The sequence below is a fragment of the Streptomyces sp. NBC_00669 genome, from assembly GCF_036226785.1.
GTDB lineage: Bacteria > Actinomycetota > Actinomycetes > Streptomycetales > Streptomycetaceae > Actinacidiphila.
The window spans coordinates 8748306-8762247 of the sequence record NZ_CP109018.1 but is presented as its reverse complement, the minus strand read 5'-3'; the positions used below and the strand labels follow the sequence as shown (position 1 = coordinate 8762247).

The following is a 13942-nucleotide window of genomic DNA, read 5'->3' as shown; positions in this document are numbered from 1 at the left end:
GGCCTCATCCTGTCCCCTGCCCGCTTCCCCCGGCCGCAGGCTCCCCTTCCAGGCGGATCAGGCCGGCCAGACCGGAGGTGGCGTGGATACGGCCCCGGGTGTCGACGCTCAGCGCCTGGTACGGGGTGGCGGCGGCGAGGCGGTCGAGCCAGGCGCGGGCGCGCGCGGTGGTCGGCTGCGCCATCGCTGCCGCGGCATGGAGGTCGGCCCGGGCCAGGTCGGGACCGGTCACGGTGACCTGGGTGAGGCCGGTGGCACCTGGTCCGGTCGCGGGCGCGCGGACGGAGGCGGCGCGCTCGGCGGTCTGGCAGGTGGCGACCGCGCCTTCACGGATCTCCAGCGTGGCGAGCAGCCCGCCCGTCACGGGCGGGTGGGCCAGCCGCACCCGCCAGGCGGCGCCGGCGCCGGCATCGGATCGCAGCCGCAGGTCGCCGCCCGCGTTCAGGACGTGCCGGGTCAGCCCGCGGGCGGCCAGCAGCGCGCTCGCGCGTTCCGCCGCCCAGCACTTGACCGCTTCGCGCGGATCGAACCGCGGAACTCCGCCGTCCTGTCCTGCGTGTACGCGCCCGCGCCCGTCCTGGCCGCGTCCGTTCTGACCGCGCCTGTCCTGCCCGCCCCCGGCGCGGCCTCCGCCGTCCCAGGCGGCTGAAGCGCGCTCCCCGACGGCCCGCAGCGTCTCGCACAGCTCCCGCGCCTCGTGGTTCTCCCGCCCGCCGAGGTGGCCGTCGAGGTCGGCGGCGCCGAGCAGTCCCTCGCAGATCAGGCGGATCGAACTGCCCTGCCGGGGAGCGCAGATGGCCTCCTCGACGCGGTGCAGCAAGGCGAAGGCGGCCCCGGTCGCGCGGTGGAAGGTGCCGAAGTCGACCGCGTCCGGGGCCGCGATCGAGATCCTGGCGCCCAGAACGCCTTCCCTCGCGGTGCGCACCGGTCAGCGCCCGGCCGCGGAGTCGGCCGCCCGCCGGGACCGCGCGCGGGCGGCCGACGCGTACACCGTGCCGTGCGGCGCGCCGTACACCACGCCGGGACGTAATGGTCCTCGCAGCGGCCGTCGCAGCGGCGGCACGGCCCGGGCGCGGTGCCGGCCGTCCGGACGGCTGAGCGCACCACTCGTCCTCGTCATGGCAGCTTCTTCCAGCAGGCGGGCTGGTTGCCCGTCCACTGTTCCCGCCGCGACCTAACGTCCGGGTAACACGTCCGCCGGCGGACCTCCCCCCGGGTCAGGCGCGGCGGGCGGCCCATACGGTGCGTTCGGTGCGGACCGCGAGGTCGTCGCGGCGCAGGATGCTGAAGGGGCCGCCGGTGTCGAGCAGTCGGTCGAGCGCGCTGAGGTCCTCGGCGGGAAGGGCGGAGGCGGCGCCGGCGCGCAGACGCTCAAGGCTGCTGAGCGCGTAGCGGCCGACGGCGTCGTCACGGGAGGCGTCGACGCGCACGCTGATCGTCCGCTCGCCCGCGGCGGCGAACCCGGCGGCGGCCAGCCCGGGGCCCCAGTCGGCGCCGCGGTGCGGCACGTGCTCGGCGTGGTGGCGTGCGAGGGCGGCGTGGCAGCGGTCCTCCAGGCCGGGCCGCTCCCGCGGCGCGTCGGCGGGCAGGAAGCGCGGGAAGCCGGCCAGTTCGACGACGGCGAACAGGCCGCCGGGCGCGAGCAGTTCACGGACCGCGCGCAGCGTGCGGTCGGGGTCGGCCAGGTGGTGCAGCGACGCCGACGCCCACACCAGCCCGGGCCGGCCGAGGTCGGGCCAATCCCCGTCGAGGTCGGCCGCCACCGTGCGCACCCGGTCGGCGACCCCGAGCGCCTCGGCCTTCTCCCGCAACCGCTCCAGGTGGCCCGCGGAGGCGTCCACGGCGGTCAGTTCCGCCGCGGGGAAGCGCGCGAGCAGGGCGAAGGTGCCGGCCCCCGTGCCGCAGCCCAGGTCCACGATGTGCCGCGGCTCGACGTCGACCGGCAGCCACGCGGTGATGGCCGCGGTGTGCTCGGCGAGCACCTCCGCGTCCAGGTCGAGCAGCTCCGCCTGGCCGTCGGAGTCGGGGGTGTGCGGGGGAAGGGGGCGCGCGCCGTGCTGCGCCGGGTCTGCTGTGCGGGCCTGGTGCGCCTGGTGTGCCTGGTGCGGGGAAGCGTGGGTCATACGGCCACGCTAGGAGGACCGCGCCGGCGCGGCACCACGGTTCCCGGGGTGCGCAAGACGAGGGCCGGATGGGCTGCCGGACGCGCAAGAGGCCGGGGGTACCGGCTCAGCCGTCCTCACCGCGCTGGTGGCCGCGGCGCGCGTCGCGGTCGAAGATGCCCAGGATCTCGCAGGGCCCGCCCTCGGCGCCGATCGCGTGCGGCAGCATCGTGGGGAACTCCGCGGACTGGTTCGCCTCCACGCGGATGCGCCGGTTGCCGAGCAGCAGGACCGCGGTGCCGGACAGGACCACGAGCCACTCGCGGCCCGGATGGGCGCGCATGCGGGCCGGGTTGTCGGGCGGCGGGTTCGTCATCCGCTGCCGCAGCACGCTCATGCCCGGGTACGCCTTCATCGGCCAGCGCATCAGCCCGTGGGCCGCGTCGATCATCGGGCTGGTGATGACGTCGTCGGTGGCGGTCTCGACGAGCTGGTCCAGCGAGGTGTCCAGGGCCCGCGCGAGGGTGACGAGCTGGTCGAGCGCCAGCCGGCGCTGCCCGTTCTCGATCCGGCTGAGCGTGGACTGGCTGACCTTGGCCCGGCCGGCCAGTTCCTCCAGCGACCAGCCCTGCGCCACCCGCAAGGCCCTGATCCGTTTGCGTACCAGGCTTTCCAGCTCACCATCGTCTTGCGCCATAGGCAAGATCATATGCCCCTCTCGCAAGGCGTGCCTATCGTCGTGAGTACGCGTACGGCCCCGGAACAGCCGCGGCCGGCCAGAGGGAAAGGGACGACGCCATGGCTGTGACCGCTTCCGGGTGGGAGACCGACCAGCTGCCGGGCGGGACGGTCGACGCCGTGGTGATCGGCGGCGGCGCCGCGGGACTGAACGGCGCGCTGATGCTCGCCCGCTCCCGCCGCTCGGTCGTCGTGATCGACAGCGGCACCCCGCGCAACGCACCCGCCGACGCCGTGCACGGCCTGCTCGGCCTGGAGGGCACCGCGCCGGCCGAGCTGCTGCGAAGGGGGCGCGAGGAGGTACGCCGCTACGGCGGCCTGGTCGTCGCCGGTGAGGTGGCCTCGGCCGCACCCGCCTCCGCTTCGACCCCCGCCTCCGCCTCCGCCTCCGCCTCCGCCTCCGCCGAGGGCAACGACCCGCGCTTCACCGTCACCCTCGCCGACGGCGGCGCCCTGACCGCGCGACGCCTGCTCGTCGCCACTGGGCTGCGCGACGTCCTGCCCGACGTGCGCGGGCTCGCCGAGCACTGGGGCCACGGCGTGGTGCACTGCCCGTACTGCCACGGCTGGGAGGTGCGCGACGAGTCCGTCGGGGTGCTGGCCGTGGGCCCCGCCTCGGTCCACCACGCCCTGCTCTTCCGCCAGTTGACCGACGACCTCGTCTACTTCAGCCGCGGCACCGAGCTCGACGGCGACACCCGGGCGCGCTTCGCCGCCCGGGGCATCCGGATCGTCGACGCCCCGCTGGAACGGGTCGTCACCGACCGGGCGGGCGGCATCGCGGGCGTGCGCCTGGCCGATGGGCACCTCGTGGCCCGCCGCGTCCTCGCGGTCGTGACCCGCATGCTCGCCCGCACCGACGGGCTGGAGGGGCTCGGCCTTCCGATGGAGGACTTCCCCGGCGGAATGGGCCGCCGCTTCTCCGCCGGCCCGGCCGGCGTCACCGACGTGCCCGGGGTGTGGGTGGCCGGCAACGCCACTGACCTCACCGCCCAGGTCGGCGCCTCGGCGGCGGCCGGTGCGCTGGCCGGCGCCCACATCAACGCCGACCTGGCCGCGGCCGACACCGAGGCGGCGCTCGCGGCGGTGCGGCGCGACGACAGCGCCGCCTGAAACCCGCCGACGCCGACTGGCGCCGCCTGCCGCCGGTGCACGCCCAGCGGCCCCGCAACTCCCCGATCCCGTAGGCCCGTAGGCCCGTAGAGCCGTCACCCGCGGCGCGTCGTAGCCGCGCCCGCGCTCCCGCACGCGCGCGTATCCGCGGACGAACGTGCCCCGCGGACCCGTTCACGACACCCGCCCTGGCGCCCGGCGACCGCCGCGCGCCGCTGTCCGCATGCCCCTTTCCGCAGTCCCGCTGTCCGTTTCCCGCTGTCCGTTTCCCGCTGTCCGTTTCCCGCTGTCCGTTTCCCGCTGTCCGGAGGACCCCTTGAGTACGAACCCGTTCCCCCAGGTGGGCGCCGTTGATCCGGTCGGCGCGACCGGCGAGGGCGTGCCGGACGCCCGCCGGCGTCGCACCATCCTGGTGGCCGTCTGCGTCGCGCTGATGGCCGTGATCGCGTCGGTGTCCGGGCTCAACGTGGCGCAGCCGGACCTCGCGGTCGCGTTCGGCGCCTCGCAGAGCACCATCCTGTGGATCATCAACATCTACACGCTCACCCTGGCCGCGCTGCTCCTGCCGCTCGGCTCGCTCGGCGACCGGGTGGGCCGCAAACCGATGCTGCTGACCGGTCTGGCCGTCTTCGGTGCGGCGAGCGCGGCGGCCGGGCTCGCCCCGTCGACGGAGGTGATGCTCGCCGCGCGGGTGCTCAGCGGGGTGGGCGCGGCGATCATCATGCCCATCACGCTCGCCGTCATCACCTCCACCTTCCCGCCGGAGGAGCGCGGCCGGGCGATCGGCGTGTGGACCGGGGTCGCCGGAGGGGGCGGCATCGTCGGCATGTTCCTGTCCGCCGCCCTGGTGGACCTGGCGAGTTGGCGCTGGCTGTTCGTCCTGCCGGTCGTGCTCGTCGTCGTGGCGTTCGTGATGGCGCTGCGGTTCGTTCCCCACTCCCGTGAGCGGTCGGGGCACAGCTTCGACACCGTCGGCGCGCTGACCTCGATCGTCGCGGTGGTCGGCCTCATCCTCGTCCTCCAGGACGGTCCCGAACGCGGCTGGACCGCTCCCGCGACGCTGCTCGCCCTCGCCGTCGGGGTGGTCGCCGCCACCGCGTTCGTGGCGTGGCAACTGCGCCTTCGCGACGCCGCGTTGCTGGACGTACGCCTCTTCCGCGCGCGCCGGCCGGCCGCCGGATCGATCACGCTGCTGGCGGTCTTCGGCGTGCAGGCGGGCATCTTCGTGGTCCTCTTCCCGTTCTTCCAGGCCGTGTTGGGCTGGTCCGGGCTGCTGTCCACGGTGGCGCTCATGCCCATGGCGGTGCTCATGATGCTCACCTCCGGCCTCGCGCCCAAGCTCGCCGCGCGGATCGGCGGCCGGTCCACCATGGCGGCCGGCGTCTTCCTGGCCGGTGCCGGGCTGGCCCTGATGGCGGCGCTCGTCTCCGTCAGCGGCGGCTACCTGTCGGTGCTGCCCGGCATGCTCGCGATGGGGATCGGCATGGGACTGTCGATGACGCCCTCGACGGAGGCCATCACCAGCGCGCTGCCGCGGGAGCGCCAGGGCGTGGCCTCCGCGCTCAACGACGTCACCCGGGAGTTCGGCACCGCGCTCGGCGTCGCGCTCCTCGGCGCCCTGCTGTCCGCCGGGTACCGCCATGCCATCGACGGGCGGCTCGACGGCGTACCCCGCGGCTCCGCCGCCACCGCGCGCGAAGGCGTCGCCAACGCGGTCGAGGCCGCGAACGGCGCCGGCCCCCACGCCCACGAACTGGTCGACGCGTCCCAGCGGTCCTTCGTCGACGGCTGGCAGCGGGCCATGTGGGCGGGCGTCGCCGTCATGGCCGCCCTCTTCCTCTACCTCCTCGTCCGCGGCCCGCTCCGCCCCGCACCCACCTCGACGGACCGACCGACCCCCGCCGAACCCGTCTCCCCCGCCGCCATCCCCGTCTCCCCCGCCGGCGCCCTCCCGCCCCCGGGCGGCCCGGACCCGGCGTGACGATCGCGCCGGCAGGCATCTCGGCGACCCCTCGGGCACGACCTCTGGTGGGACCGTGCGCCGGGCGTGCGGGTCCAGCGGGTGCGCGCCGGGGGGGACGGTCAGCGGGGGGCGCGGCGCAGGGCGGTGAGGAAGGCGGGGCCGTTCGGGGTGCCGACGCCTGTCATCGTGTCGTAGCCCTTGGCGGTGACCTGCTGGGTCTGGGCGGCGTCCTGGGCGTCGAAGACGTCGATGCCCGGGCTGGTCCCGGCGCCGTCGGCCGCGATCCAGGCGCTCCGGTCCTGCTGCGGCGCCGAGGGGCGGATCGGCAGGACGTCGTGGAGGGCACGGGTGCCGGCCAGGCGGTAGAGCAGCGGGTTGATGAAGCCGAAGGGTTCGCGGCCCTGCTGCGCGTCGGCGACCAGCCCGGCGATCAGCGGGCACGCCAGGCTGGTGCCGGCGTTCGGCATCGTGTGGTACGGCCCCGGCTTGCCGTGGCTGACCGTGTCGATGTAGCCGGTCAGCATGCCGGTGTCGGGGTCGGCGTCGGCCGCGATGTCGGGCACCGCCCGGCCGGTGACGGTCTGCTTGCCGACCCGGACCCGCGCCATCGACGGGGGCACGACGCCCTTCTGGTAGGCGGGTTGCCGGTACACGCCACTGGTGCCTCCGCCGCCGCCGCTGATGCCGACGTCGGTCCACTTGCCGCCGTCCAGGTAGCCGTAGTCGTCGGACCAGCCGGTCTCGAACACCCGGTTCCCGGCCGGCCCGAGGCCGACGGTGGTGCCGCCGACCGCGACCGCGTACGGGTCGGAGTCGGTGACCGTCAGGCCGGTGGTGTCACCGGACGCGAAGTACATGCCGACCCCCTCGGCGGCGGCCCGCACGTCGATCGCGTGCACGGTCTTCGCCGGCACCTCTCCCAGCGGGATCTGCCACGAGTTGGACACGAGGGAGGCCTGCGGACGGTCGCCCTTCCCGTTCAGTACCGCGAGCGCGGCGTCGAGCAGCGCCTGGTCCTCGTCGCAGCCCTGGCCCACGACCATCAACTGGTCGGCGCCGGGCGCCATCGCGTAGACCGCCTCGGAGTCCATCTCCGCCTCGTCGTCGACGGCGGGCCCGTCCGCCGCGTCGCGGGCCCGGGTCGGCGACGCGCAGGCGCTGCCGGCGGTGACCTGCCTGAGCTGGGAGCGCTTCGGCAGCGGCAGGTGGTTGCTCTTCGCGTAGTCCGTCAGCGTCTGGAACATCGCGGTCGGCGATGTCTCCTCGGTCAGGGCGACGGTCTGGCCCTTGCCGGTGGCCGTCCACGTCGCCCCGTAGGCCGCGCGCAACTGGGCGGCGGAGTAGCCGCAGATCGGGAGCGACGCCTTGGTCAGACCCCGGTAGGCCGGGTGGAAGCCGTGCACGTGCTGCGCCCAGGAGCGGGAACACGTCGCCGGCTTCGGGGAGTTCGGGGAGTTGGATGCCGTGGGAGCCGTCGGGGCCGACTGAGCGGTGCCGCGTCGTGCCGCGGAGCCGTCGCCGAGCCCGGTCACGCCCAGCACGTCGGGCGCGAGCGCGGCCGGCACCGACACCTCGCGGTCGTTGGACTGGAACTCCGCGCCACCGCCCGCCGCGTCCTTCGCGCGGTACCGGCCGATCCGCACCTGGAACGCCGACTGGACCGCGGACACCGGCCCGGTCGCCGAGACGTAGTCACGGCCGCCGTCGACGTGAACGGCCTTGAGCCCCTTGGCGGTCAGCCACGACGCGACCGCCTCGGCGCGTGCGGCCGTAGGGGCGAACCGCGCGGTGTAGGCGCTCGGCGCCAGGTAGTGCCGGTACTCGGCGTTGCCCGGCGTGGCGACCGCGTCCGCGAACGCCTCGGCGCCCGCGAGGTCGGGCGCCAGCCACACCTGGACGGTCATCGCCTGGGAGGAGGGCGCGGCCCCGACGAGAGTCGCGGCGGGCACCGCCGGGGAGACCGAGCCCGGCACCGTGGCGGTGGACGCCGCGCGTGCGGTGTCGGGTGCCCCCAGCACCGCGCCCGCGGCCATCACGGCAAGGCAGGCGGCCACGGCACGCGCCGCTCCGCGACCACCGCCGCCGGCCGCGGCCGTCGCCGTCGCCGTTCCCCGCTCACGCCGGCGCTCTCGTCCCATCGGTCCCTCGCTCCTCCGCAACCGCACCTGCCCCGGCGGCATCCGCCCCCGCTCTGTGTACAACGCACCCCGGCCGCCCCCGGTTGCGGCAGGCCGGCGGTCGCGACCCGGTCGGCCGTACGCGTCTCCCCGCCCGCGCGGCGGGAGGGGGTCAGTGGCCGCCGGTGAGCGCGCCGCTGAGGTCGCCGTGCACCCGGGCGCTGTGCTCGTCGAGCCCGACGATCTCCACGGCCTTGCCACGGCCGGCGTACTTGGTGGTGATCGCATCCAGAGCCGCGACGGAGGAGGCGTCCCAGACGCGGGCGCCGCTGAGGTCGATGACGACCCGGTCGGGGTCGCCGGCGTAGTCGAACCGGGCCACCAGGTCGTTGGCGGAGGCGAAGAAGAGCTGGCCGGTGACGGCGTAGACGACGCTCTTCCCGTCGGGGTCGAGGACCGCGGTGACGTCGGTGAGTCGGGCGACCCGGCGGGCGAAGATCACCATGGCGAGGACCGTGCCGACCACGACACCGATCGACAGGTTGCCGGTGGCCACCACCACGGCGACGGTGACGACCATCACGGTGGTCTCGCCGATCGGCATCCGCTTCAGCGTGGCGGGCTTGACGGAGTGCCAGTCGAAGGTGCCGACCGACACCAGCACCATCACCGCGACCAGCGCGGCCATCGGGATGCGCGAGACCACCGGCCCGAGGACGATGCACAGGATCAGCAGGAAGAACCCCGCCAGGAACGTGGACAGCCGGGTTCGGGCGCCGTTCTTGACGTTGATCATGGTCTGGCCGATCATCGCGCAGCCGCCCATGCCGCCGAAGAGCCCGGTGACGATGTTGGCCACGCCCTGCCCGATGGACTCGCGGGTCTTGTTGGAGGGGGTGTCGGTGATGTCGTCCACGAGCTTGGCGGTCATCAGCGTCTCCATCAGGCCGACCAGTGCCATCGCCAGCGCGTAGGGCGCGATCACGGTCAGCGTGTGCGCGTCGAACGGTACGTCCGGCAGTCCCGGCGCCGGCAGCGACGACGGCAGCCTGCCCTTGTCGCCGACCGTCGGCACCGAGATCCCCGCCGCCACCGTGACCACCGTCAGGATCACGATGGACACCAGCGGCGCGGGCACCGCCTTCGTCAGGCGCGGGAAGAACACCATCATCGCTAGCCCCGCGACGACCAGCGGATACACCGCCCAGGGGACGTCATGGAGGTTGGGGATCTGCGCGGTGAACAGCAGGATGCCCAGCGCGTTGACGAAGCCCACCATCACCGAACGCGGCACGAACCGCATCAGCTTGGCCACCCCGAGCGAGCCCAGCACGATCTGGAAGACGCCGGCCAGGATCACCGTCGCGATGAGGTAGCCGAGTCCGTGGTGGCGGACGACCGGTGCCACGACCAGCGCGACGGCGCCGGTGGAGGCGGAGATCATCGCCGGCCGCCCGCCGACGAACGCGATGACCATCGCCATCGTGCAGGCCGCGAAGAGCCCGACCTTGGGGTCCACGCCGGCGATCACGGAGAACGAGATCGCCTCGGGGATCAGCGCCAGTCCGACCACCAGGCCGGCCAGCACCTCCACCCGGAAGACGTTCGGGGACAGCCAGGGCGGTCGGGGCAGGCCGCGAGGGCGCACGGGCACGTTCGAAGGCGAGGGCGGAGGGGGCGGAAGGGGCGAGGGCGATGTCAGCAAGACCGGGTGCCTGTCGGGCTCGGGCGCGGCCGGTCACGGCCGCGCGAGGAGGACGCGCGGGGCCGAGGCGGCGGTGCGCGGATCGCCCGTCGGGGCGGGCGGAGGTCGGGGAAGTGGCGTGCGGCCGGGGGGAGTTCGGCAGCGGGCCGGCATGCGGCGCGAGGTCCGATGGGGCGACGAGGGGGTGCCCGGCGTCGGACGGGCGCACGGCGGCCGACCGGCTCAGCGCGCGGGCGGCCTCATGGCCTCACGGCGGACAGCAGGCGGCAGCGAGCGGCTGGGACATGCGCACGCCTCGTCTCTCCTGCTCGCGGGTTCGGCGGGGGCGTCGTCGGCCCCGACATGGCAGCGCGCGGGCACGGAAGCCCGCACACTGGTGGGGAGCGGCGCGGGCCGCCCTCACCATCGGCAACTCTACCCTAACGTTAGGGTAGAGATGGCTGGCGATCGGCCCGCGGCACGTGACGTCGGCGTGACGTCCCAGCGAAGAGAACCCACGGAAGAGAAGGGGCCGGGAACACGGTCGTGGACAGCAGGCACATGCAGATCGGCGAGGTGGCCGAACGGACCGAACTGTCCCTGCGAACCATCCGGCACTACGAGGAGACCGGCCTGGTCACCCCCTCCGCCCGGTCCCAGGGCGGCTTCCGGCTCTACACCGAAGCCGACGTCGCCCGCCTGATGGTCATCCGCCGGATGAAGCCGCTCGGCTTCACCCTGGAGGAGATGCGCGACCTGCTGGCGGCCACCGACCGCCTGGACACCCCGGCCCCCTCCCCCGCCGAGCGCGAGGCCCTGCTCGAACGCGTCAGGGCGTACGAGCAGACCGCCGCGACGAAGATCCAGGACCTGCGGGTCCAGCTGGCCCGGGCCGAGGAGTTCGCCGCCACCCTCCGCACCCGGCTGGAGCAGGGCGCCCGCCCCTGAGCACCCGCTCCCGGACACCTGAGCACCCGCTCCCGGACACCCGACACCCGCCCCTGGATGCCCCCGGCCCGCCGGATACGGCCGTCCGGCGCGTGGGGGGGCGTGCGCGCGGGGTGCGCCGCGCCCATGACGTGCGGCCCCGCGGTCCTTATCCTGATCCTGCTCGGGCCGTATCGGACGGCGGGAAGCGGGAGTCGCGCATGCGGGCGTGGGAGGACACGGCTGTCGAGGTGGCGGGCGGGCGGCTGGCGGTACGGCGATGGCCGGGCCGGCCGGGCGCGGGCGTGGTGCTCGCCGCGCACGGCATCTCCGGGAACGGGCTGTCCTGGGCGCTGGTCGCCGAGGCGCTCGGCGACGTGGAGGTGATCGCCCCCGACCTGCGCGGGCGCGGGCACAGCCGGGACCTGCCGGGCCCGTACGGCATGGCGCGGCACGCCGAGGACCTGGTGGCGGTGCTCGACCACTTCGGGATCGGGCGGGCGGTGCTGGCCGGCCACTCGATGGGCGGGTACGCCGCGTGCGCCGCGGCCCGGCGCGACCCGGGGCGCTACAGCGAACTGGTCCTCGTGGACGGCGGGTTGGGCGTCCCGGTGCCGGCGGGGGCGGATGTCGACGCGATGCTGCGCGCGGTGCTCGGCCCGGCGATGGCCAGGCTGGACATGGAGTTCGCCGACCGGGCGGCCTACCACCGGTTCTGGGCCGGGCATCCGGCCTTCGGCCGGCTCGGCGGGCCGGCGCTGGCCCGGTACCTGGAGCGCGACCTGACCGGCGAGGAGCCGCACCTGCGCTCGGCGTGCCGGGCGGCGGCGGTCCGGGAGGACGGCAGGGACCAGCTGCGCAACCCCGAGGTCTTCGCCGCGATCCACGAACTGACCCTGCCCGCCACCTTGTTGTGGGCCGAGCGCGGGTTGCGGAACGAGCCGGTGGGCCTGTACCCGCCGGAGGTGATCGCCTCCAGCGGGCTGGCCGACGAGGGCGTGGACGTGTGCTTCGTGCCCGACGAGAACCACTACTCGCTGCTGCTGGGCGAGTCCGGGTCCCGGACCGTAGCCGGCCACCTCGCCGAGGCGGCCGGCCGCGCGACGTAGTCGGCCCGCCGACGCTCCGCGGTCGCCCCGCCGAAACGCCCCTCCAGGCGTACGCCCGGGGCCGGTTCGGCCGGCCGCGGGCCGTCACACCGCGGGAATCGCCTCGCCCGCGGAGACGGCCACGCCCGCAAGGATCTCGACCGGGCCCAGCGGGAATCGGCTCGAACATCGCCGGCTGATCCCGGACCCGCCGGACCCCGCCGGTCCGACGAGGCGCCGCCGGCCCCACGGATTCCGGCTCAGGCCAGGCCGTACGGCAACTCCGGCTGGATGTCGGCGAGTTCGAGCAGCCGGTTGTACTTCGCCACCCGCTCGCCCCTCGCCGGCGCCCCCGACTTGAGCTGACCGGCACCCGTACCCACCACGAGATCGGCGATGAACGTGTCCGCCGTCTCCCCCGAGCGGTGCGAGACCATCCGGGTGTAGCCCGCGTCACGGCAGATCCGCATCGCCTCCAGGGTCTCGGTGACGGTGCCGATCTGGTTGACCTTGATCAGCGCGGAGTTGCCGACCTTCCGGTCGATCGCCTCGGTGATGATCGCCGGGTTGGTGACGAAGATGTCGTCCCCCATGATCTGGACCTCCTCGCCCAGCCGCGCCGTCAGCCGGACCCAGCCGTCCCAGTCCCCCTCGGCGAGCCCGTCCTCGATGCTCCGGACCGGGAACCGCCCGACGATCTCCTCGTACCGGTCGATCAACTCGTCGGAGGAGAGCCGCTCGCCGGCCACCACATAGTGGTCCTCGTGCCAGAACTCGCTCGCCGCCGGGTCCAGGGCGATCGCCACGCCCTCCCGGCCCGCGGTGTAGCCGGCGTCCTCGATCGCCTCGACCAGCAGGCCCAGCACCTCCTCCGGGCTGTCGATGGCGGGCGCGAAACCGCCCTCGTCACCGAGTCCGGTCGCATGGCCGGCCGCGGCCAGCCGCGCCTTGAGCCGCCCGTACACCTCGGCACCGGCCCGTACCGCTTCGGCGAGACCCGGCGCGCCCAGCGGGGCGAGCATGAACTCCTGGAAGTCCAGGGCGTTCGCCGCGTGGGCGCCGCCGTTGACGACGTTGAAGTGCGGCACCGGAAGCCGCGGCGGCGTGTGAGCCACCGCCGACAGCGACTCCCACAACTCCGCGCCCCGCGCCGCGGCCTCCGCACGCGCCGCCGCCATCGAGACACCGATGATCGCGTTGGCACCCAACCGCGACTTGGTCGGCGTCCCGTCCAGCTCGATCAGCGCGGCGTCGACGTCCGCCGCCGACCCGAAGTCCCGCCCGGCCAGCGCCTCCGCGATCTCACCGTTGACCTGCGCCACCGCCCTCGACACACCCTGCCCGCCGAACCGCGCCGGATCGCCGTCACGCAGCTCCACCGCCTCACGGCTGCCGGTGGAAGCACCCGAGGGCACCCCCGCCCGCACCCGCGTCCCGTCCGCGGTGGCCAGGGTCACCGCGAGCGTCGGGCGAGCCCGCGAGTCCAGGATCTCGACCGCGTGCAACTCGGAGATGCGCAAAGTCATGGCTGGTCCGTTCTCGGGGCGCGGGGCGTCGTCGGGCCGATCGGTTCGCGGCGGTCAGGTCCGGGCCCGGGCGTGGGCGGCGCGCTCGCGGGACGCGTCGATCTCGGCGTACGCCGCGTCCTTGCCGTCCCAGTGCGAGCCCTCGACGGACTTGCCGGGTTCGAGGTCCTTGTAGACCTCGAAGAAGTGGGTGATCTCCAGCAGGTCGTACCGCGGCACGTCGCCGATGTCCTGCAGGTACGCGTACCGCGGGTCACGGGCGGGCACGCACAGCACCTTCTCGTCCGGGCCCTTCTCGTCGCTCATCCTGAACACGCAGACCGCACGGCAGTTGATGACGCACCCCGGATACGTGGGCTCGCCGACCATCACGAGCGCGTCCAGCGGGTCCCCGTCCCGGCCCAGCGTTCCGTCGATGTAGCCGTAGTCGGCCGGGTAGCGGGTGGCGGTGAACAGCGTCCGGTCCAGCCGGATGCGGTGCTTCTCGTGGTCCATCTCGTACTTGTTCCGCGAACCCTGCGGGATCTCCACGGTCACGTCGAATTCCGCTTCCACGACGTCCTCCTCGTCCGGTGGTCGGACTCCCCCGATGATCAGGACCGCTGGTCAGGACTGCTGGTCAGGACCGCTCACGGGCGCGCGAGCCGCGGCCAGGTACGGGGGGCGACCGAGGGCGTACGGGCG

At 74.6% G+C, this 13942-nt stretch carries 11 protein-coding genes; 4 read left to right on the top strand and 7 right to left on the bottom strand.

Annotated features, from left to right (window positions below):
• Positions 1–4: 4 nt before the first annotated feature.
• The 3 genes from OG896_RS36870 to OG896_RS36860 form a co-directional block, all read right to left on the bottom strand.
• Complete coding sequence (locus OG896_RS36870) at positions 5–925, bottom strand: FAD:protein FMN transferase (RefSeq protein ID WP_329372414.1); 921 nt, start codon at positions 923–925, stop codon at positions 5–7.
• A 292-nt stretch (positions 926–1217) separates the two neighbouring features.
• The gene (locus OG896_RS36865; protein WP_329372412.1) at positions 1218–2123 is read right to left on the bottom strand and encodes a class I SAM-dependent methyltransferase; all 906 of its coding nucleotides are present in this window, start codon (positions 2121–2123) and stop codon (positions 1218–1220) included.
• A 106-nt stretch (positions 2124–2229) separates the two neighbouring features.
• On the bottom strand, positions 2230–2799 hold the full coding sequence (locus OG896_RS36860; RefSeq protein WP_329372410.1) for a helix-turn-helix domain-containing protein: 570 nt from the start codon (positions 2797–2799) through the stop codon (positions 2230–2232).
• 101 nt (positions 2800–2900) lie between these two features.
• Between OG896_RS36860 and OG896_RS36855 the strand changes: the two genes are divergently transcribed.
• Both OG896_RS36855 and OG896_RS36850 read left to right on the top strand, forming a co-directional pair.
• Positions 2901–3953, top strand: coding sequence for an NAD(P)/FAD-dependent oxidoreductase (locus OG896_RS36855; RefSeq protein ID WP_329372408.1), 1053 nt, complete (start codon positions 2901–2903; stop codon positions 3951–3953).
• Between the two features lie 316 nt (positions 3954–4269).
• Entirely contained in the window at positions 4270–5934 is a 1665-nt protein-coding gene (locus OG896_RS36850) for a DHA2 family efflux MFS transporter permease subunit (protein ID WP_329372406.1), read from the top strand.
• Positions 5935–6035: 101 nt separating this feature from the next.
• On the opposite strand, the gene OG896_RS36845 is transcribed toward OG896_RS36850, so the two are convergent.
• Together OG896_RS36845 and OG896_RS36840 are read right to left on the bottom strand one after the other, a co-directional pair.
• Positions 6036–7970: a S53 family peptidase gene (locus OG896_RS36845; RefSeq protein WP_329372404.1), complete on the bottom strand. Its 1935-nt coding sequence runs from the start codon at positions 7968–7970 to the stop codon at positions 6036–6038.
• Positions 7971–8205: 235 nt separating this feature from the next.
• Positions 8206–9687 carry a SulP family inorganic anion transporter gene (locus OG896_RS36840; RefSeq protein WP_329372402.1) on the bottom strand — a complete coding sequence of 494 codons (1482 nt, stop codon included), beginning with the start codon at positions 9685–9687 and terminating at the stop codon, positions 8206–8208.
• 576 nt (positions 9688–10263) lie between these two features.
• Here OG896_RS36840 and OG896_RS36835 point away from each other — a divergent pair.
• Both OG896_RS36835 and OG896_RS36830 read left to right on the top strand, forming a co-directional pair.
• Positions 10264–10665: a MerR family transcriptional regulator gene (locus OG896_RS36835; RefSeq protein WP_329372400.1), complete on the top strand. Its 402-nt coding sequence runs from the start codon at positions 10264–10266 to the stop codon at positions 10663–10665.
• Between the two features lie 200 nt (positions 10666–10865).
• The gene (locus OG896_RS36830) at positions 10866–11753 is read left to right on the top strand and encodes an alpha/beta fold hydrolase (RefSeq protein ID WP_329372398.1); all 888 of its coding nucleotides are present in this window, start codon (positions 10866–10868) and stop codon (positions 11751–11753) included.
• Positions 11754–11992: 239 nt separating this feature from the next.
• On the opposite strand, the gene eno is transcribed toward OG896_RS36830, so the two are convergent.
• Both eno and OG896_RS36820 read right to left on the bottom strand, forming a co-directional pair.
• Positions 11993–13258, bottom strand: coding sequence for a phosphopyruvate hydratase (gene eno, locus OG896_RS36825; protein ID WP_329372396.1), 1266 nt, complete (start codon positions 13256–13258; stop codon positions 11993–11995).
• Between the two features lie 54 nt (positions 13259–13312).
• A complete protein-coding gene (locus tag OG896_RS36820) occupies positions 13313–13753 on the bottom strand; it encodes an inorganic diphosphatase (RefSeq protein ID WP_402449417.1) in 441 nt (146 codons plus the stop codon).
• Positions 13754–13942 lie beyond the last annotated feature (189 nt).